Here is a 16990-nt window from a genome sequence, read left to right as displayed (position 1 = left end):
TGGCCGCAGGCCTGCCAAAAGCCCCGCCAGCGCACCGTCAGCCCAGCGCGGTATCCAGGAACATCATCACCGCGAACCCCACCATCAGGCCCAGCGTGGCCGGCGTCTGGTGGCCGTTGCGATGGGTTTCCGGGATGACTTCATGGGATACCACGAAGATCATCGCACCCGCCGCCAACCCTAGGCTGACCGGATAGGCGACGGCAAAACCGCTGGACATGCCAATCCCCACCAGCGCACCAACCGGCTCCATGAGCCCGGATGCCGCGGCCACCAATGCCGAAGCCAGCGCGGACAGGCCGGTAGTCCGCAGCGCCAGCGCAACCGCCAGCCTTCCGGGATGTCCTGGAGGGAAATGGCGGTGGTCAGCGGCAGCCCGACGCTCATGTCGCCATTGGCGAAGCTCACACCGATCGCCATGCCCTCCGGGATGTTGTGCAGGGCGATTGCCAGCACGAACAGCCATACCCGGTTGAGCCGCTCGCAGTCAGGGCCGCAAGGGCCGGTGCTCGCATGCTCGTGTGGGGTGAAATAATCCAGGCCGAGCATCAGCAGCACGCCGATTCCGAGCCCGACCACCACGGTCAAGGCCGCCGCCGGACCGTTGCCGAAGATCTCGCGACCGGCTTCCAGGCCGGGCAGGATCAGCGAGAACGCACTGGCCGCCAGCATCATGCCGGCAGCGAAGCCGAGCATGCTGTCCTGGGTGCGCGTGGAAATATTGCGCAGGCCGATGGCCAGGAAAGCGCCAACGGCCGTGGCGATAAAACCGGCACTGCCACCCAGCATCGCATAGCGGATGTTGCCTGCCTGAGCCCCCTGGAAGGCGCTGATGCTGCCGACGACGAGCAGCAGGACGACGATCAATGCCGTTGCAGCCAACCCCAGGGCGATCCCGGGATAGGCCTGCGCCTGGGCGAGCCAGGCGGAGCGCAGGTTGACGACAGGACTTTGAGCGGTAGTAGCCATGGGTCGGGATCCGGAAAGCGGGCCGCCATTGTACCCCGCCGTCGGCCAGGCCAAAGCTATGGCCCCGATAGATCGGAGCCATGGCCAGGCTCGCCGGCCCAACCGCGACGAAATGCCCACGCTGTACCATTGCCGAGTGTTTGTTCGTAAGCTTGAAAGCGTGTCGATGGCCGTCACGGGCCGTATCAGGGAGTGGTCCGTCTTGCCTGCCGCCAAATCTTTCCGCTCGCTGCTGTTGCTCGCCCTGCCGTTAGCGCTCGGTGCCTGGCTGCTCTGGCACCGCTGGCAGGGCCCCGAACTGCCCGGCTATCGACTGGAGGCACGGCCGCTGGTGCAACGCGTGGTCGCCAGCGGCGAGGTCGACCACCTGTCGATCGCCCAGGTCGGCAGCGAGCTCACCGGTGTCGTCGCCATGCGGCATGTTCGCGAAGGTGACGCGGTGAAGGCCGGCGACCTGCTGCTGGAATTGCGTGACGAGGAACCGCGCGCCCGCCTCGGTGAAGCCGAAGCCGCCCTGCGCCAGCTGGTCGAATCCAGCCGGCCACAAGCCGAGGCGACCCTGCGTGATGCACAGAGCGACTTCGAACAGGCCACGCGCGAACTGAAGCGGCGCGAAACGCTGTTCGAGCGCAAGCTGCTGGCCTCCGAGGCGCTCGAGCAGGCCCGACGAGCCGAACTGGCCGCGCGCGTGGTACGGGACCGCGCGCGCCTCGCTGCGGCCGCGCTAGCCGCTGGCGGCAGCGAGGAGCAGGTGCTGCGCCAGCGCCTGGAAGCGGCCCGCGCCGCGCTGGCGAAAACCCGTATCCATGCCCAGGTCGACGGCATCGTGCAGACGCGCAGCGTCGAGCCTGGCGACCTGATCCAGCCGGGCCGCACGCTTCTGGAAATCGCCCGCTCGGGCAGCAGCGAGATCCTGCTGCCGCTGGACGAGAAGAACCTGGCCCCGGTCGAACTGGGGCAAGCGGCGCGGATCATCGCCGATGCCTACCCCGACCGCCTGCTGGAAGCCCGGGTCAGCTTCATCGCCCCCAGCGTCGATACGTCACGCGGCACCATCGATGTCCATCTCGACCTGCTCGAGCCAGCCGACTTCCTGCGCCAGGGCATGACCGTCTCGGTGAATATCGAGACCGGCCACCGCGACCGGGCGCTGGTGCTGCCCAACGACGCCTTGCGCGCGCGCAATGGGCAACGGGCCCAGGTGTTGCGCGTGCGCGACGGCAAGGCCGAGCGCGTGGATATCCGCCTGGGCCTGCTCGGCACTGCGCTGAGCGAGGTGGTGGACGGCCTGCGGGCCGGTGACCGGGTGCTGGTCGGCGAAGCCGAGGATGGCCAGCGGGTGCGCATGCGCGAGCAGCCGATTCCCAGCGGCATCCAGGACTGAGCCCGATGCGCCTGGCCGATTCGCTGTGGACCGAATGGAAGATCGCACTGCGCTTCCTGCTGGATAATCGCATGCAGACCCTGCTGATCATCTTCGGTATCGCCGTCGGCTCGGCCGTGATCGTCTTCATCACCGCCCTGATCACCGGCCTGCAGGCCAACGTGATCGAGCGCACCCTGGCACCCAGGCGCACATTCGTATTCTCCCGCCCGATGAGGTCAACCGGACGTTGCCGGCGGACGGCGAGACGCTTGCACTCGTGCTGGAAAGCCCGCGAGCACAGCGCCTGCGCTCGATCATCAACTGGCAGGATGTACGCGACGTTCTCGACGAGGACCCGCAGATCCTCGCCGTATCGCCGGTGGTCAGCGGCCCGGCGCTGGCCCGCCGCGGCGTTGCGCGTGCCTCGGTGGCGCTGCTCGGCATCGACCCGCAGCGCTATCAGCGCATCATTCCCCTGGCCCGGGACCTGATCGACGGCCGGTTGCTGGTCGGCGCCAGCCATGCGGTGATCGGCAAGGAGCTGGCCCGGGACCTGGGACTCGGCATCGGCGACAAGCTGCGCCTGGATGCCGGCGAGGGCCGCGAAGCGGTCGTCGACATCTCCGGCATCTTCGAACTAGGCGTACGCGAACTGGATGCGCGCTATGTATACCTCGACCTGAAACAGGCGCAGACGCTGCTCGACCTGCCCGGCGGCATCACCGTCATCGACACGACCGTGGCCGAAATCTTCCAGGCCGACCGCATCGCCCGGCGCCTGGCGCGGCTCACCGGCCTGCGCGCGGAAAGCTGGATGGAGACCAACGGCCAACTGCTCAATGCCCTCAGCTCGCAGAGCATGACCACCGAGATGATCCGCGTATTCGTCGGCATCTCGGTGGCCTTCGGTATCGCCAGCGTGCTGGCGGTGAGCGTGGTCCAGCGAACCCGCGAGATCGGCATCCTGCGCGCCATGGGCAGCCCGCGCGGGCAGATCCTGCGGGTTTTCCTGCTGCAGGGCGGCCTGCTCGGGCTCCTCGGCTCGACCTGCGGAAGCGCCGCCGGCTGGGGGCTGGTGCAGGTCTTCAATACCCTGGGGCCAGGCTTGTTCTACATTCCCGTCGACCCGAGGCTGGTACCGCTGGCAATGCTGGTGGCGACCATCACCGGGGTCCTGGCCGCAGCGCTGCCGGCGCGGCGGGCAGCCCGTTACGACCCGGCGGTGGCGATCCGCTATGTCTGAATCCATTCCCTTCCAGGATGCCACCGAAGTACTGCGCCTGGATCAGGTGCGCAAGACGTTCAACACCGGCACCCCGCTGGAAACCGAGGTGCTGCACGGCATCGACCTGCGCCTGTGTCGCGGCGAGCTGGCCGCCCTGGTCGGCCCGTCCGGCTCCGGCAAGAGCACCCTGCTCAATATCATCGGCCTGCTCGACACGCCCAGCGCCGGCGAGCTGTATCTGCTCGGCCAGCCGACTCGCAACGGCGACGATGCGACACGCACCCACTTGCGCAACCAGGCCATCGGCTTCGTCTTCCAGTTCCATCACCTGATCTCCGCGTTCAGCGTGCTGGAGAACGTGCTGATGCCGTTGATGATCCGCCACGGCAAGCCTTCCGGCGATGACGTCGAACGGGCCCGCAACCTGCTCGAAGAAGTCGGCCTGGGCCCCTTCGCCGACAAGAAGCCGACCCAGATCTCCGGCGGCCAGCAACAGCGCGTCGCCATCGCCCGGGCACTGGTCACCCGCCCGCCGCTGCTGCTGGCCGACGAGCCGACCGGCAATCTCGACAGCCGCACGGCGCAAAGCGTGTTCGAGCTGTTCCACCGCATCAACGCCCAGTTCGGTTGCGCGGTGCTGGTGGTGACCCATGACCCGCGGCTGGCCGCCGATTGCGCACGTACCATTCAGTTGGTGGATGGCCGCATCGTCAGCGACGAAAGCAACCCGGCCGGAACCTGAGCCCTCCCGCGCGCCATTCGCCCTCCCTGGTGGAGCGGTCGGCGAAGTGGTTCGGCATCGCTAATAACTATAAATTCTAAGCATATAACCAAAATCAGAGCTAAGATCGACTTGGAGCATACCCCCATGGGTATTAAACCCACCGACCAAGGAGTCGCCCATGAACGCCCATGTTGAAGCCTTCTTCGATCCCGCGACCTTCACCTACAGCTATGTGGTGAGCGATCCCGAAACACGCCAGTGCGCGCTGATCGACTCGGTGCTGGACTATGATCCGGCGTCCGGCCGCACATCCCATGCGACCGCCGAACGCCTGGTCGACTACGTGCGCCAGCATGACCTCAAGGTGCAGTGGTTGCTGGAAACCCACGTCCATGCCGACCACCTGAGCGCCGCGCCGTACCTGAAGCAACGGCTGGGCGGCCAGTTGGCCATCGGCGACCAGGTCACCGTGGTGCAGGACACCTTCGGCAAGCTGTTCAATGCCGGTGCCGGTTTCGCCACCGACGGGCGCCAGTTCGATCACCTGTTCCACGACGGCGATACCTTCCAGGTCGGCAGCGTCCAGGCGCGCGCCATCCACACCCCGGGCCATACGCCAGCCTGCATGACCTATGTGATCGGCGATGCCGCCTTCGTCGGCGACACCCTGTTCATGCCCGACTACGGCACCGCCCGCTGCGATTTCCCTGGCGGCGATGCGCGCACGCTGTACCGGTCGATCCAGAAACTGTTCGCGCTGCCGGACGAGACGCGTGTGTTCATGTGCCACGACTACAAGGCACCCGGCCGCGAGGAGTTCCTCTACGAAACCAGCATCGCAGCCGAACGCGAACACAACGTGCACGTACACGGCGGCATCGACGAAGAGCGCTTCGTCGCCATGCGCACCGCCCGGGACGCCACGCTGGCGATGCCTACCCTGATCCTGCCCTCGGTGCAGGTCAACATGCGCGGCGGTGAACTGCCCGAGCCGGAGAGCAATGGCATGCGCTATCTGAAGATCCCCCTGGACGTGCTGTAAACCCACTGAGTGGAGGATGTCCCATGCAAACAATAAAAAACCTGACCCCCTTCATCTCGGTCGCCGCACAGTTGCAACCGGCGGACATGGCGTCACTGGCCGCCAGCGGCTTTCGCTGCGTCATCAACAACCGCCCGGACAACGAAGGCGAAGGTCAGCCATCCAGCGCGGCGATGCGCACGGCCGCCGAAGCATCCGGGCTCGACTACCATCACCTGCCGGTGGTCTCCGGGCAGATCAGCGACGCCGACGTCGCCGCCTTCCGGGCCCTGCTGGAGCGGATCAAGGGCCCGGCGCTGGCGTTCTGCCGGACCGGCACGCGTTCTGCCTCCCTCTGGGCGCTGGCCGAGGCACACCACCTGGACCCGCAGGTGCTGCTGCGCACCGCCGGGCAGGCAAACTACGACCTGGGCGCCCTGCTGCCGCGCCTGCAGCAATACTGGCAAGCCAGGGCCGATGAGCCGCTGAGCCCGGCGCCCCGCTTCGCCGTCACGTCACGCTACGACGTCCTGGTGATCGGCGCAGGTGCGGCCGGTTGCGCGGTGACCGCCAGCCTGCTCAAGCGCGACCCGGGGCTGCGCATCGGGATCATCGAGCCGCGCGAGCAGCACTACTACCAGCCGGGCTGGACCCTGGTGGGCGCCGGGGTGTTCGAACGCACCGAGACCGAACGCGCCATGAGCCGCTGCATCCCGGCCAAGGCCCAATGGATACGCGCCGCCGCCGAGGCCTTCGAGCCGGAGCACCAGCAGGTGGTTTTGGAAGACGGCAGCCGCATCGGCTATCGGGCACTGGTGGTCTGCCCCGGGCTGAGCCTCGACTGGGATGCCATCGAAGGCGTGCGCGACAGCCTCGGCAAGTTCGGCGTGACCTCCAACTATGCCTTCGAACTGGCGCCCTATACCTGGCAGCTGGTGCAGGGGCTACGCCGTGGCAAGGCCCTGTTCACCCAGCCACCGATGCCGATCAAGTGTGCCGGCGCACCGCAAAAGGCCATGTATCTGTCGTGCGACTACTGGCTCAGGCAGGGCGTACTGCCGGACATCCAGGTGGACTTCTGTTCCGCCGGCGCGGTGCTGTTCGGGGTGGCGGATTTCGTTCCCGGGCTGATGCGCTACGTCGAGCGCTACGGTGCCCAACTCGACTTCAACCACAGCCTGACCGCGGTCGACGGGCCAGCGCGCAAGGCCTGGTTCAAGGTTACCGGCAGTGACGGCCAGAGCCGTACGGTCGAACGCGATTTCGACCTGCTGCACGTGGTACCACCGCAGCATGCCCCGGACTTCATTCGCCAGAGCCCGCTGAGCAATGCCGACGGCTGGTTCGAAGCCGAGCATGAAACGCTGCGCCACCCGCGCTTCGGCAACATCTTCAGCCTCGGCGACGTCTGCTCCGCGCCCAACGCCAAGACCGCCGCTGCGGTGCGCAAGCAGGCGCCGGTGGTTGCCGAAAACGTCCTGAGCGTGCTGGGCGGCAGCGGGCCGCGCGCGATCTACGATGGCTACGGCTCCTGCCCGCTGACCGTCGAGCGCGGCAAGGTCATCCTTGCCGAGTTCGGTTATGGCGGCAAGCTGCTGCCGACCTTCCCCCTCGACCCCCGGGTGCCGAGGCGCCTGGCCTGGCAATTGAAGACCCAATGGATGCCGTCGATCTACTTCGACATGATGCTCAAGGGCCATGAATGGCTGGCCGAGCCGAAGCACCTGGACTTCGAACCGCGCCCGGCCGAGGCGCCGAACGCCTGCGATTTCACTCAGGAGAAGAAGTGATATGAAACAGCGGCTGGCCCGCTATCTGCCCTGCCTGGAATGGGCAAGCCGGTACGACCGCAGCGCCGCGGGGAAGGATGGCCTCGCGGCGCTGATCGTGACACTGATGCTGATCCCGCAGAGCCTGGCCTACGCCATGCTCGCGGGGCTGCCGCCGGTGACCGGCCTGTATGCCAGCATCCTGCCGCTCATCGCCTATACGCTCTTCGGCACCAGCCGCACCCTGGCGGTCGGGCCCGTCGCGGTGGTTTCGCTGATGACCGCCGCCGCCCTGGGCCCGCTGTTCGCGGCAGGCAGTGCCGAATATGCCGGCGCGGCGCTGCTTCTGGCGCTGCTCTCGGGCGCCGTATTGCTGCTGATGGCCCTGCTGCGCCTAGGCTTTCTCGCCAACTTCCTCAGCCATCCCGTCATCTCCGGCTTCATCAGCGCCTCGGGCATTCTCATCGCCCTCGGCCAGCTCAAGCACGTCCTCGGTATTTCGGTGGCCAGCGGCAACGCGCTCGAGTTGCTGCAAGGCCTGATCGCCGGCCTGCCGCAAACGCACCTGCCGACCCTGGCGATCGGCGCCTCCAGCCTGCTGTTTCTGTTCCTGGTGCGCAACCAGCTCAGCGGCTGGCTGGAACGACGCGGCGTCAGCCCGCTGCTCGCCGCCAACCTGACCAAGATCGGCCCGGTAGTCGCCCTGTTGCTGGCGGTCGCCGTGGTCAGCGCATTGCACCTGGCCGACAGCGGCGTCCGGGTGGTGGGCCAGGTACCCCAGGGGCTTCCATCATTCCGCCTGCCGCTGCTGGACCTGGCGCTGGCGCTGCAACTGCTACCCGCAGCGGTGCTGATCAGCCTGGTCGGCTTCGTCGAATCGGTATCGGTCGCGCAGACACTGGCGGCCAAGCGCCGCCAACGTATCGAACCAAATCAGGAACTGATCGCCCTAGGCAGCGCAAACGTCGCAGCCGCCCTGGGCGGCGGCTTTCCGGTGACCGGTGGCTTCGCCCGCTCGGTCGTCAACTTCGATGCCGGCGCGCAGACGCCACTGGCCGGGGCGCTGACGGCCGTGGGCATCGCCATCACCGTCTTGTTCTTCACGCCCCTGTTCCACAACCTGCCGCATGCGGTGCTGGCGGCCACCATTATCGTCGCCGTGCTCAGCCTGGTGGACCTGGCCGCGCTCAAGCGGACCTGGCGCTACTCTCGCCAGGATGCCGCGGCAATGGCCGCGACCATGCTCGGCGTGCTGCTGATCGGCGTGGAAAGCGGGATCATCCTGGGCGTCGGTCTGTCGCTGCTGCTGTTCCTCTGGCGCACCAGCCAGCCGCATATCGCGGTGGTCGGCCAACTACCCGGCAGCGAACACTTCCGCAACATCGAACGGTTCGCCGTCATACAGAGCCCCAGGGTACTGTCGGTTCGCGTCGATGAGAGCCTGTATTTCCCCAACGCCCGCTATCTCGAGGACCGCGTCGCCGAGCTGATCGGCCGGCACCCGCAGGCCGAGCACCTGGTGCTGATGTGTCCGGGTGTCAACCTGATCGATGCCAGCGCGCTGGAAAGCCTCGAAGCCATCACCGCGCGCCTGCATGCCGCCGGCGTCCAGCTGCATCTGTCCGAGGTGAAGGGGCCGGTGATGGATCAGCTACGGCGCGCCGAGTTTCTCGATCATTTCGGCGGGCAGGTATTCCTCAGCCAGTACGAAGCGCTGCTCGCGCTGGATCCACAGACCACCCGCCACGCCTTGGGGCGCCAGCGCGCCCACGCCTGAACACTCATTTCTTGACCATGACTCACAGGAAAACCATACGATGAAAACCGCTCACGACCTCGTCGAACAGGCCAAATCGCATATCCAGGAAGTATCGATTGCCGACGCCGGGCCGGCGATTCAGGCAGCCGATGTACTGATCGACGTGCGCGAAGCCGACGAGTACCACGAGGGGCATATCGACGGCGCGCTGAACATTCCGCGCGGCCTGCTCGAATTCAAGCTCAGCAACACTCCCGAACTTGGCGCCCGCGACCTGAGCATCCTGCTCTATTGCAAGACCAGTGGCCGTGCGGCCCTGGCCGCGGTCTCGCTGAAGGAGATGGGCTACCTGCAGGTGAAATCCATCGCTGGAGGATTCGATGCCTGGAACGAGGCCGGATTGCCGGTGGTGAAACCGAGCCTGCCGAGTTTCGAATGAAGCAAACGGACCGCGCGAGCGCCTGTGGCGCGGCAGGAATGAAAAAGGCCGACATCACTGTCGGCCTTCTGCCGCCAGCCCTCCGGCCGGCGGCGCATTGCGCTGCCGTCAGGCCTTGTCGTTGCAGGCCTTGCAGGTCTTGATCCCGAGTAGCGTGTAGGCTGGGCAAAAGCGAAAGATGCCGGTGGCCAGCGGCAGCAGGCCGATCCAGCCCCAGACGCCGATCACCCCGCCCAGGGTCAGGCCGATCAGCACCAGGCCGACGATAATTCGCAGAACACGATCGATTGTTCCAACATTGGCTTTCATAACGACCTCCCGGTCAGCAAGCGCGCCGGCGTTCCAGCGCGGAGAACAGCAACATCCCGCCGAGCATGGCGAGCACGAAAAGCGCGATCTGCCAGTGGCCACTGAGCAGCACCGCAACCGCGGGGCCCGGGCAGATGCCGGCGATGCCCCAACCGATACCGAACACCAGGCTGCCGCCGATCAGTCGTCCATCGAGCTCACGCTTGTGCGGCAGTTGCATCGGTGCATCCAGCAACGCGCGGCTGCGCCGCTTGGCCCAGGCGAACGGCACCAGCGCCGTCCCGATCGCGCCGGCCATCACCAGTGCGAGCGAAGGGTCCCAGGCCCCTGCCAGGTCGAGAAAACCGATCACCTTGGCGGGGTTGGCCATCCCCGAGAGCAATAGCCCCAGCCCGAACAACAAGCCGGCGGCAAACGAAGTCAGCTTGCGCATGTTCAGCCCCCCAGAAGATGACGCAGAACAAATACGGTGGCGAAGCGGCCAGCATGAACGCCAACGTGGCGACGATGGAGCGTGGCGACAGGCGCGAGATACCGCACACACCATGACCGCTGGTGCAGCCGGCGCCATAGCGCGTACCGACACCGACCAGCAGCCCCGCGATCAGCAGCCCGGGCCAGCCGGTCTGGAACGTCATGGCCGGCAGCCCATCGAACAGCAGCCAGGACAGGGGCGCCAGGAGCACGCCGAGAATGAACAGAAACTTCTCACCCCGCCCTTCCCCTCCCGGCTCCAGCATGCTCGCGAGCAGGCCGCTGATTCCGGCGATACGGCCGTTGAGGACGACGAACAAGCTGGCGGCCGTGCCAATCAGCACGCCACCGGCCAAGGCCGTCCAGGGTGTGAAATTGCCCCAGTCGATGGTCATTGCGGCCCCCTCTCGCAAAACATCTGATACAGGGTGGTAATCACCGCCAGGGCCTCCGGGCTGCTGATCCGGTAGTAGATCTGCTTGCCGTCGCGCCGGGTTTCCACCAGCCCCTCGCGTCGCAATACCGCCAGTTGCTGCGACAGCGTCGGTTGCTGGATCCCCAGCAATGCCTCGAGTTCGCTGACGTTGCGTTCACCCTGGGATAGCTGGCAAAGCAGCAACAGGCGATCGGGATTGGCCAGCGTCTTGAGCAGCGCCCCGGCCGAAGCCGCATTGGCCCGCAGTTGCTGGATATCCAGCTCGGGAGGATTCGCGTTCATGCGTCACGCCGATAGTTAAGATATAAACAATATATTTATTTGTATATTGTCTTGCAAGCCATCGGTAGAAAGAATGTGGTCATCCGCTTTGCGCCCCGTTAGCATGCCCCTACCCGTATATCGAACAGGCGAATCCTGCCACCGGCCAAGTCGGGGCTGTTTGCCTATTCCCCCTGAGATCGAGGTAGCGCATGGACAACCAGACCACTCCCGTCGCCACGGACCTGCAGCATCAGCAGCAGGCCATGCTGAAACGGCTGGCGAGAGTCGAAGGACAGGTGCGCGGCATCCAGGCCATGATCAAGCGCGGCGAGGATTGCGAAGCGATTGCCCAGCAGTTCTCCGCGGCCCGCAGCGCACTGGACAAGGCCTATCGGCTGATGCTGACCTGCCTGCTGGAGGAGGCCCTGTACGATCACGAACAGGATACCGGCGAGGCGCTGGAGCGGGTCCGCGCCATCTTCACCAAGTACACCTGAAGCCTGTTCGGCGCGGGGGAAGCGTTGACCGGGCGCGCCGAATCGGCAGCCATCAGCGAATGAACAGTTTCAGGATCAGCCGCTGGATCGCCGTGCCGTAGGCGGATAGATCAGTCGCGCGGCGTTGAAGCGCGACTTGATCAGCACGCCCTTGGCCTTGCTGAAGGCGAGGAAACCTTCATGCCCGTGGTAGTGGCCCATCCCCGAAGGCCCGATGCCACCGAACGGCATGTCGTCCTGCGCCACGTGCAGCAGGGTGTCGTTCAGGCACACGCCGCCCGAATGGGTCTCGTGCAGCACGCGTCGCTGCTCGCCCTTGTCGTAGCCGAAGTAGTACAGCGCCAGCGGGCGTGGACGCTCGTTGACATAGGCCAGGGCGTCGTCCAGACGCCGGTAAGGCACCACCGGCAGCAGCGGGCCGAAGATCTCCTCCTGCATCAGCTTCATCTCGTCGGTGACGTCCAGCACCAGGCTGTGGGCCAGGCGCCGTCCCTGGTCGCCGGGAAACAGCGGGACCAGCCGCGCGCCCCTGCTCTCGCGTCGGCGATGTAGCCCCGGAGGCGGTTCAACTGGCGCTCGTTGATGATCGCGGTGTAGTCCGGGTTGTCTTCCAGGCCGGGATAGAAGCGCTGTACGGCGGCACGGTAGGCGGCGACGAATTCCTCGACCCGCGCCTCAGGCACCAGCACGTAGTCCGGCGCCACGCAGGTCTGCCCGGCATTCAGGGTCTTGCCGAAGGCGATGCGCTCGGCGGCGTCCGCCAGCGGTACGTCCGCCGAGACGATGGCCGGCGATTTGCCCCCCAGTTCCAGCGTCACCGGCACCAGGTTGTCGGCGGCGGCGCGCATCACCTGCTTGCCGATGCTGGTGGCGCCGGTGAACAGCAGATGATCGAAGGGCAGGCGCGAGAAGGCCTGGCCGACCTCCGCCTCACCCAGCACCACAGCCACCAGGTCCTCGGGGAAAACCCTGGCCAGCAGCTCCTTGACCAGCTGCGAGGTGACCGGGGTCGATTCGCTCATCTTGATCATCACCCGGTTGCCGGCGGCCAGTGCGCCGATCAGCGGACCGAAGGCCAGGTACAGCGGGTAATTCCACGGCACGATGATGCCGATCACGCCGAGCGGCTGGTACAGCACGTGCGCCGAAGCCGGCTGGAAGGCCAGGCCGACGCGGCGCCGCGATGGCTTCATCACCGGTGCAAGCGCTTGGCGGCATGGTCGATGCCATGCAGGCTGGGCATGATCTCCGCCAGCAGGGTCTCGCTGTGGGCGCGATTGCCGAAATCGCTGGATACCGCTTCGACCAGCGCCTGCTTCTCGTCGAGGATCGCTTGGCGCAACGCCCTGAGCCAGGTGCGGCGTTGGTCGGCAGAGGGCATGGGATCGGCACGACAGGCGACGCGCTGGGCGGCCAGCAGCGGTTGCAGTGCATCGACCTCTCGTTGGCTTTGTGGGAGACAGGCGATATCGGCGACCATGGGTGGGCATTCTCTCGGGAAGCGATGGATAGACAGGAATGACTTCTAGAGCAATTACTCTAAATCGTCAAACGAGATGTGTGGCGGTCGTCAGGCTGGATGCTTCCCTGTACTTTCGCCCCTTTCCCGCGTGTTGAACCGAACCATGGCCCCGAAGAACAAGACCCGCGTACGCATCGTCGAAGCCAGCCTGGAGCTGTTCAATAGCCAGGGCGAGCGCAGCGTGACCACCAATCACATCGCCGCCCACCTGGGCATCTCGCCGGGCAACCTGTACTACCACTTCCGCAACAAGCAGGCGATCGTCGCCGAGCTGTTCGCCCAGTACGAGGATCGGGTCGTCGCCTTCCTGCGTCTGCCCGAGGGCCGCGCCTTGACGCTGGCGGACAAGACCTTCTACCTGGAAGCGCTGCTGGCAGCCATGTGGCACTACCGCTTCCTGCACCGCGACCTGGAACATCTGCTGGAAAGCGACAGCGAGCTGGCCGGGCGCTACCGGACCTTTGCCCAGCGCTGCCTGCGCGCCGCGGAGGATATCTATCGCGGCTTCGTCGCCGCCGGCATCCTGGCCATGGACGAGCGGCAGATCGAAGCGCTGGCGCTCAACAGCTGGATCGTCCTCACCTCCTGGGCGCGCTTCCTCTGCTCCGTCCGCGACAGCCCCGGCGACATCAGCGAGGAGCTGATGCGCCGCGGCGTATACCAGATCCTGGCGCTGGAGAGCGGCTACGTCACCGAGCAGGCACGCAACGCCGTGCAGGAGCTGCTGCAGCGCCTGTACGCGCCGATGGCCTAGTTTCGATCGAAGCACCCATGGCTCTGGGTAGCGAGGTTCGCGCTCTACGCAAAAGCTCCGTGTAGGAGCCGGCTTGCCGGCGATGGGACACGCCAGACACCCTGATCGCGAGCAAGCTCGCTCCTACGAAAGGGGGCGCCGGCTGGCGCTAATCCCCGCCCCGCTCCCGCCGCCACTGGGCCGGTGTGCGCCCCGTCCAACGCTTGAAGCGCGCCAGAAGGTGCTCGGCTCCGCGAAGCCCAGGGACTGGCCGATATCGGCAAGCGAATGTTCGCCATGCGCCAGCGCATGCAGGGCGGCTTCATGCCGGACCTCGTCCACCAACCTCGAGAAATCCGACTGCTGGGCCTGCAGCCGTCGCGCCAGGGTCCGCGAACTCAGGCCGAAGGCCTGTGCGGCCTCGGCCCGGCTGGGCACCTGGCCATGCATCCGCGAGGCGATCCAGCGGCGTAGATCCTGCACCAGGGTGTCGGCCGGGGAAAGCGCCGCCAGGCGTGCGGCCGCATGCTGCTGATGCAGCCTGGCCAGTTGCGCGTCGGCCTGCGGCAGCGGCGTATCCAGGATCGCATTGTCCAGCAGCAACCCGCTGAAGGCCTGCTCGAACTCGACCGGGCAGGCAAAGACCGCCTGGTAGCCCTCGGAAGGCCCCAGCGCCGGTTGGTTGAACTGCACTTTCAGGGGTTGCACGAGCGCTCCCGTAAGCCAGTGCGCGATGGCCATCACCGCAGCCAACACCGCCTCGATCTGGTGCGGGCTGAAGGGCAGCTCTCCTTGCCGGGGGTGATAGACCAGCCAACTCGCTCCGCTTCCGGCGATCATCTGCAGGCGCCCGCCGTCGCTGACCAGGCGCTGGTACTTCAGCACCACCGCGATGGACTCGCGCAGCGTCGGCGCCGATTGCAGCATGAAACCCACCAGGTTCAGTCCGGCCGGCACCGCCAGCCTGCCGACCTTCAGGCCGAAGCCGGGGTCCGCGGTGAGCCGCGCGGCGGCCCACCACAGCCGGGTGATGTGATCGATCGGCCAGCGCTCCCGCTGCAACTCGGCTTCGGCCATGCCCGCGGCCGCCAGCAGGGTGGCGGTCTCCACACCCTGGCGTTGGGCCGCCAGCAGGACGGTATTCACCCAACTCATGGAAACGCTGGCCTGCAAAGTCAATCTTCCGTGGCCTCCTGGGTCAATCATGGCGCGATGGTATGCGGCTATGGTTCAGCTCTACAAGACGGGCGAAGCATACGCCCGCATGCACAAGGAGAATCCCGTTGACCACGGCAACCGTGCAATCCGACGTATTGGTGGCGGGGGGCGGCCTGGCCGGTCTCGTCACCGCCCTCGAAGCCCTGCGCGCAGGCAAGCGCGTGACCCTGGTCGACCGCGACACGCCCGAACGCCTAGGGGGCCTGGCCTTGTGGGCGTTCGGCGGCATGACCCTGGTCGGCACGCCCCTGCAGGCGCGGATGAAGATTCCGGACACGCCGGAAACGGCGCTGCGCGACTGGCTGCGCTTCGGCGAACTCGCACCGGATGACGAGCACGCGCGGCAGTGGGCCCGCTACTATGTCGAACGCAGCCGTGCCGAGGTCCACGACTGGTTGCTGGAACTGGGCGTGAAATTCATGCCCACGGTGAACTGGGTGGAACGCGGCCGTTACGGCGAGGGCAACAGTCTGCCGCGCTATCACATCGTCTGGGGCACCGGCCGCGAACTCGTGCGGCGCCTGATCGCCGCCCTGCATGCCGCCGACAGCGGCGGTCGCCTGCAACTGCTGCACCAGCACCGCATCATCGGGCTCGACCGCCAGGCCGGACGGATCGATGGCGCCACGGCGATCTGCGAGCGGAGCGGCGCTCAGGTACGCCTGCAGGCGCCGGTAGTGGTGCTCGCCATGGGCGGTATCAACGGCAGCCACGAGCAGGTACGCGCCAACTGGCCCAAGGACCGGCCGATGCCGGCCGGCATGCTCAATGGCGCGCACCCCTTCGCCGATGGCCGGCTTCATCGGTGGGTGGCCAGCGAGCTGGGCGGGCAGATCAGCCATGCCGGCGAGATGTGGAACTATGCCGCCGGCTTCCCCCACCCCTACCCGCATTTCGCCGGGCACGGGCTTTCCACCATCCCCTGCAAATCCGCCCTGTGGCTCGATCACTGCGGTCGACGCATCGGCCCCGAACCGCTGGTCACCGGCTTCGACACCCACTGGTTGTGTCAGCGGGTGGCGGAGCAGGAAAAACCCTGGACCTGGCATCTGCTCAACTGGCGGATCGCGGCCAAGGAATTCGCCCTGTCCGGGGCCGAACACAACCTGCGCATTCGCGACATGCAGTTTCCCGGCTTCCTCAAGGAAACCCTGCTGGGCAATCACCGCCTCGTACGCCAGATGCAGCGGGAAAGCCCGCATTTCCTGGTGGACGAAACCCTGGCCGGGCTGGCGGCGAAGATGAACGCGCTGACCTGCTCGCTGGACGTCGATCCCGCCGTGCTGCAGGCCACCGCGGATGCCTTCGATGCCAATTTCGTCCGCGGCGCGCGGCTGCACAACGACGAGCAGCTGCGGCGCATCCTGCACGCACGGCAATGGGGGCCGGACCGCCTGCGCACGTGCAAGCCGGCGCCCCTGCAGAAGCCCGGCGCCGGACCGTTCATCGCCATCCAGGTCCAGCTGATCACCCGCAAGAGCCTGGGCGGACTGCGCACCGACCTGCACAGCCGGCCCTGGATATCGCCGGGCGTCCTATCGACGGGCTCTACTGCGTGGGCGAAGCCGCCGGCTTCGGCGGTGGCGGTGCCAGTGGCAAGCGCTCGCTGGAAGGCACCTTCCTGCCCGGCTGCGTACTCACCGCGCGCGCCGCCGCCCGCTCGATCGACATCGGCTGACCGACAAGACCCAATAAAAAAGGAGAACCGCCATGGCCAATGGCGCCCAAGCCCTAATGAAAACCCTGGCCGATGCCGGCATCGAAGTCTGCTTCAGCAACCCGGGCACGAGCGAAATGCACTTCGTCGCCGCGCTCGACAGCGAGCCGCGCATGCGCGCCGTGCTGGCGCTGTTCGAGGGCGTGGCCACCGGCGCGGCCGATGGCTACGCGCGCATGACCGGCAAACCGGCCGCCACCCTGCTGCATCTGGCTGCGGCCTGGGCAATGGCCTGGCCAACCTGCACAACGCACGCAAGGGCAAGGTCCCCGTGGTCAACATCGTCGGCGATCATGCGACCTACCACACCCGCTACGACGCCCAGCTGCAGTCAGATATCGAGTCCGTGGCGCGCAACGTTTCCCCGGACTTCGTGCGCACCTCCGAAAGCACCGCACAGCTGTGCCAGGACGCGGTCGACGCCATTGCCGCCGCGCGCGGCTATCCGGGACGGGTCGCCACGCTGATCCTGCCGGCGGATGTCTCCTGGGGCGACGGCGGCATGCCCTGCCCACCGCCACCGGCGCCGGCCCCCGAATGCGCCGACG

Annotated in this window: 13 protein-coding genes and 5 pseudogenes; 11 read left to right on the top strand and 7 right to left on the bottom strand. The window is 66.6% G+C overall.

Annotated elements, in window-relative coordinates:
- Window positions 1-37: 37 nt before the first annotated feature.
- Window positions 38-969 (bottom strand): annotated as a pseudogene (locus BAY1663_RS19265) (ZIP family metal transporter).
- Between the two features lie 202 nt (window positions 970-1171).
- On the opposite strand from BAY1663_RS19265, the gene BAY1663_RS19260 reads away from it, so the two are divergent.
- The 7 genes and pseudogenes from BAY1663_RS19260 (at window position 1172) to BAY1663_RS19230 (ending at window position 9272) form a co-directional block, all read left to right on the top strand.
- A complete protein-coding gene (locus tag BAY1663_RS19260; protein ID WP_037043895.1) occupies window positions 1172-2353 on the top strand; it encodes an efflux RND transporter periplasmic adaptor subunit in 1182 nt (393 codons plus the stop codon).
- A gap of 5 nt (window positions 2354-2358) precedes the next feature.
- A pseudogene (locus BAY1663_RS19255) lies at window positions 2359-3578 on the top strand (ABC transporter permease).
- Window positions 3571-4302, top strand: a complete 732-nt coding sequence (locus BAY1663_RS19250; protein ID WP_037043892.1) for an ABC transporter ATP-binding protein — start codon at window positions 3571-3573, stop codon at window positions 4300-4302. Before BAY1663_RS19255 ends, BAY1663_RS19250 begins: the two are co-directional and overlap by 8 nt.
- A gap of 160 nt (window positions 4303-4462) precedes the next feature.
- Window positions 4463-5326, top strand: a complete 864-nt coding sequence (locus tag BAY1663_RS19245; protein ID WP_037043890.1) for an MBL fold metallo-hydrolase — start codon at window positions 4463-4465, stop codon at window positions 5324-5326.
- 23 nt (window positions 5327-5349) lie between these two features.
- Window positions 5350-7095 (top strand): bifunctional protein tyrosine phosphatase family protein/NAD(P)/FAD-dependent oxidoreductase, encoded by a 1746-nt coding sequence (locus BAY1663_RS19240; RefSeq protein ID WP_037043889.1) that lies wholly within the window; start codon window positions 5350-5352, stop codon window positions 7093-7095.
- A gap of 1 nt (window position 7096) precedes the next feature.
- Entirely contained in the window at window positions 7097-8851 is a 1755-nt protein-coding gene (locus BAY1663_RS19235) for a SulP family inorganic anion transporter (protein ID WP_037043887.1), read from the top strand.
- A gap of 40 nt (window positions 8852-8891) precedes the next feature.
- Window positions 8892-9272, top strand: a complete 381-nt coding sequence (locus BAY1663_RS19230; RefSeq protein ID WP_037043886.1) for a rhodanese-like domain-containing protein — start codon at window positions 8892-8894, stop codon at window positions 9270-9272.
- A 108-nt stretch (window positions 9273-9380) separates the two neighbouring features.
- On the opposite strand, the gene BAY1663_RS19225 is transcribed toward BAY1663_RS19230, so the two are convergent.
- From BAY1663_RS19225 to BAY1663_RS19215, 4 genes and pseudogenes are all read right to left on the bottom strand, one after another.
- Window positions 9381-9581: a DUF2892 domain-containing protein gene (locus BAY1663_RS19225; RefSeq protein WP_037043883.1), complete on the bottom strand. Its 201-nt coding sequence runs from the start codon at window positions 9579-9581 to the stop codon at window positions 9381-9383.
- 13 nt (window positions 9582-9594) lie between these two features.
- The gene (locus BAY1663_RS19220) at window positions 9595-10014 is read right to left on the bottom strand and encodes a YeeE/YedE family protein (protein WP_037043882.1); all 420 of its coding nucleotides are present in this window, start codon (window positions 10012-10014) and stop codon (window positions 9595-9597) included.
- A 2-nt stretch (window positions 10015-10016) separates the two neighbouring features.
- Window positions 10017-10450: pseudogene (locus BAY1663_RS24150) on the bottom strand (YeeE/YedE family protein).
- On the bottom strand, window positions 10447-10773 hold the full coding sequence (locus BAY1663_RS19215; RefSeq protein WP_037043880.1) for a helix-turn-helix transcriptional regulator: 327 nt from the start codon (window positions 10771-10773) through the stop codon (window positions 10447-10449). Before BAY1663_RS19215 ends, BAY1663_RS24150 begins: the two are co-directional and overlap by 4 nt.
- 191 nt (window positions 10774-10964) lie before the next feature.
- Here BAY1663_RS19215 and BAY1663_RS19210 point away from each other — a divergent pair, with 191 nt between their 5' ends.
- Entirely contained in the window at window positions 10965-11252 is a 288-nt protein-coding gene (locus BAY1663_RS19210; protein ID WP_037043878.1) for a metal-sensing transcriptional repressor, read from the top strand.
- Window positions 11253-11304: 52 nt separating this feature from the next.
- Here BAY1663_RS19210 and BAY1663_RS19205 read toward each other — a convergent pair.
- Window positions 11305-12732, bottom strand: a pseudogene (locus tag BAY1663_RS19205) (coniferyl aldehyde dehydrogenase).
- 145 nt (window positions 12733-12877) lie between these two features.
- Between BAY1663_RS19205 and BAY1663_RS19200 the strand changes: the two are divergent.
- The gene (locus BAY1663_RS19200) at window positions 12878-13528 is read left to right on the top strand and encodes a TetR/AcrR family transcriptional regulator (RefSeq protein WP_037043876.1); all 651 of its coding nucleotides are present in this window, start codon (window positions 12878-12880) and stop codon (window positions 13526-13528) included.
- Between the two features lie 123 nt (window positions 13529-13651).
- Here the strand turns inward: BAY1663_RS19200 and BAY1663_RS19195 are convergent, their stop codons facing one another.
- Entirely contained in the window at window positions 13652-14662 is a 1011-nt protein-coding gene (locus tag BAY1663_RS19195) for an AraC family transcriptional regulator (protein ID WP_218186688.1), read from the bottom strand.
- Window positions 14663-14724: 62 nt separating this feature from the next.
- Here BAY1663_RS19195 and BAY1663_RS19190 point away from each other — a divergent pair.
- Together BAY1663_RS19190 and BAY1663_RS26075 are read left to right on the top strand one after the other, a co-directional pair.
- Window positions 14725-16182 (top strand): annotated as a pseudogene (locus BAY1663_RS19190) (FAD-dependent oxidoreductase); the annotation flags it as partial.
- A 253-nt stretch (window positions 16183-16435) separates the two neighbouring features.
- The gene (locus tag BAY1663_RS26075; protein WP_371257640.1) at window positions 16436-16909 is read left to right on the top strand and encodes a thiamine pyrophosphate-binding protein; all 474 of its coding nucleotides are present in this window, start codon (window positions 16436-16438) and stop codon (window positions 16907-16909) included.
- Window positions 16910-16990 lie beyond the last annotated feature (81 nt).

Source organism: Pseudomonas sp. BAY1663 (assembly GCF_000582595.1).
GTDB lineage: Bacteria > Pseudomonadota > Gammaproteobacteria > Pseudomonadales > Pseudomonadaceae > Stutzerimonas > Stutzerimonas stutzeri_AF.
The sequence above is the reverse complement of the archived record's forward strand: the minus strand, read 5'-3'. Positions and strand labels throughout refer to the sequence as shown.

Excerpts from the sequence above, each read along its gene's own strand:
- BAY1663_RS19250 (WP_037043892.1), top strand. The coding sequence starts at position 3,571 with ATGTCTGAATCCATTCCCTTCCAGGATGCCACCGAAGTACTGCGCCTG.
- BAY1663_RS19245 (WP_037043890.1), top strand. The coding sequence starts at position 4,463 with ATGAACGCCCATGTTGAAGCCTTCTTCGATCCCGCGACCTTCACCTAC.
- BAY1663_RS19240 (WP_037043889.1), top strand. The coding sequence starts at position 5,350 with ATGCAAACAATAAAAAACCTGACCCCCTTCATCTCGGTCGCCGCACAG.
- BAY1663_RS19235 (WP_037043887.1), top strand. The coding sequence starts at position 7,097 with ATGAAACAGCGGCTGGCCCGCTATCTGCCCTGCCTGGAATGGGCAAGC.
- BAY1663_RS19230 (WP_037043886.1), top strand. The coding sequence starts at position 8,892 with ATGAAAACCGCTCACGACCTCGTCGAACAGGCCAAATCGCATATCCAG.
- BAY1663_RS19225 (WP_037043883.1), bottom strand. The coding sequence starts at position 9,581 with ATGAAAGCCAATGTTGGAACAATCGATCGTGTTCTGCGAATTATCGTC.
- BAY1663_RS19220 (WP_037043882.1), bottom strand. The coding sequence starts at position 10,014 with ATGCGCAAGCTGACTTCGTTTGCCGCCGGCTTGTTGTTCGGGCTGGGG.
- BAY1663_RS19215 (WP_037043880.1), bottom strand. The coding sequence starts at position 10,773 with ATGAACGCGAATCCTCCCGAGCTGGATATCCAGCAACTGCGGGCCAAT.
- BAY1663_RS19210 (WP_037043878.1), top strand. The coding sequence starts at position 10,965 with ATGGACAACCAGACCACTCCCGTCGCCACGGACCTGCAGCATCAGCAG.
- BAY1663_RS19200 (WP_037043876.1), top strand. The coding sequence starts at position 12,878 with ATGGCCCCGAAGAACAAGACCCGCGTACGCATCGTCGAAGCCAGCCTG.
- BAY1663_RS19195 (WP_218186688.1), bottom strand. The coding sequence starts at position 14,662 with ATGAGTTGGGTGAATACCGTCCTGCTGGCGGCCCAACGCCAGGGTGTG.
- BAY1663_RS26075 (WP_371257640.1), top strand. The coding sequence starts at position 16,436 with ATGGCCAATGGCGCCCAAGCCCTAATGAAAACCCTGGCCGATGCCGGC.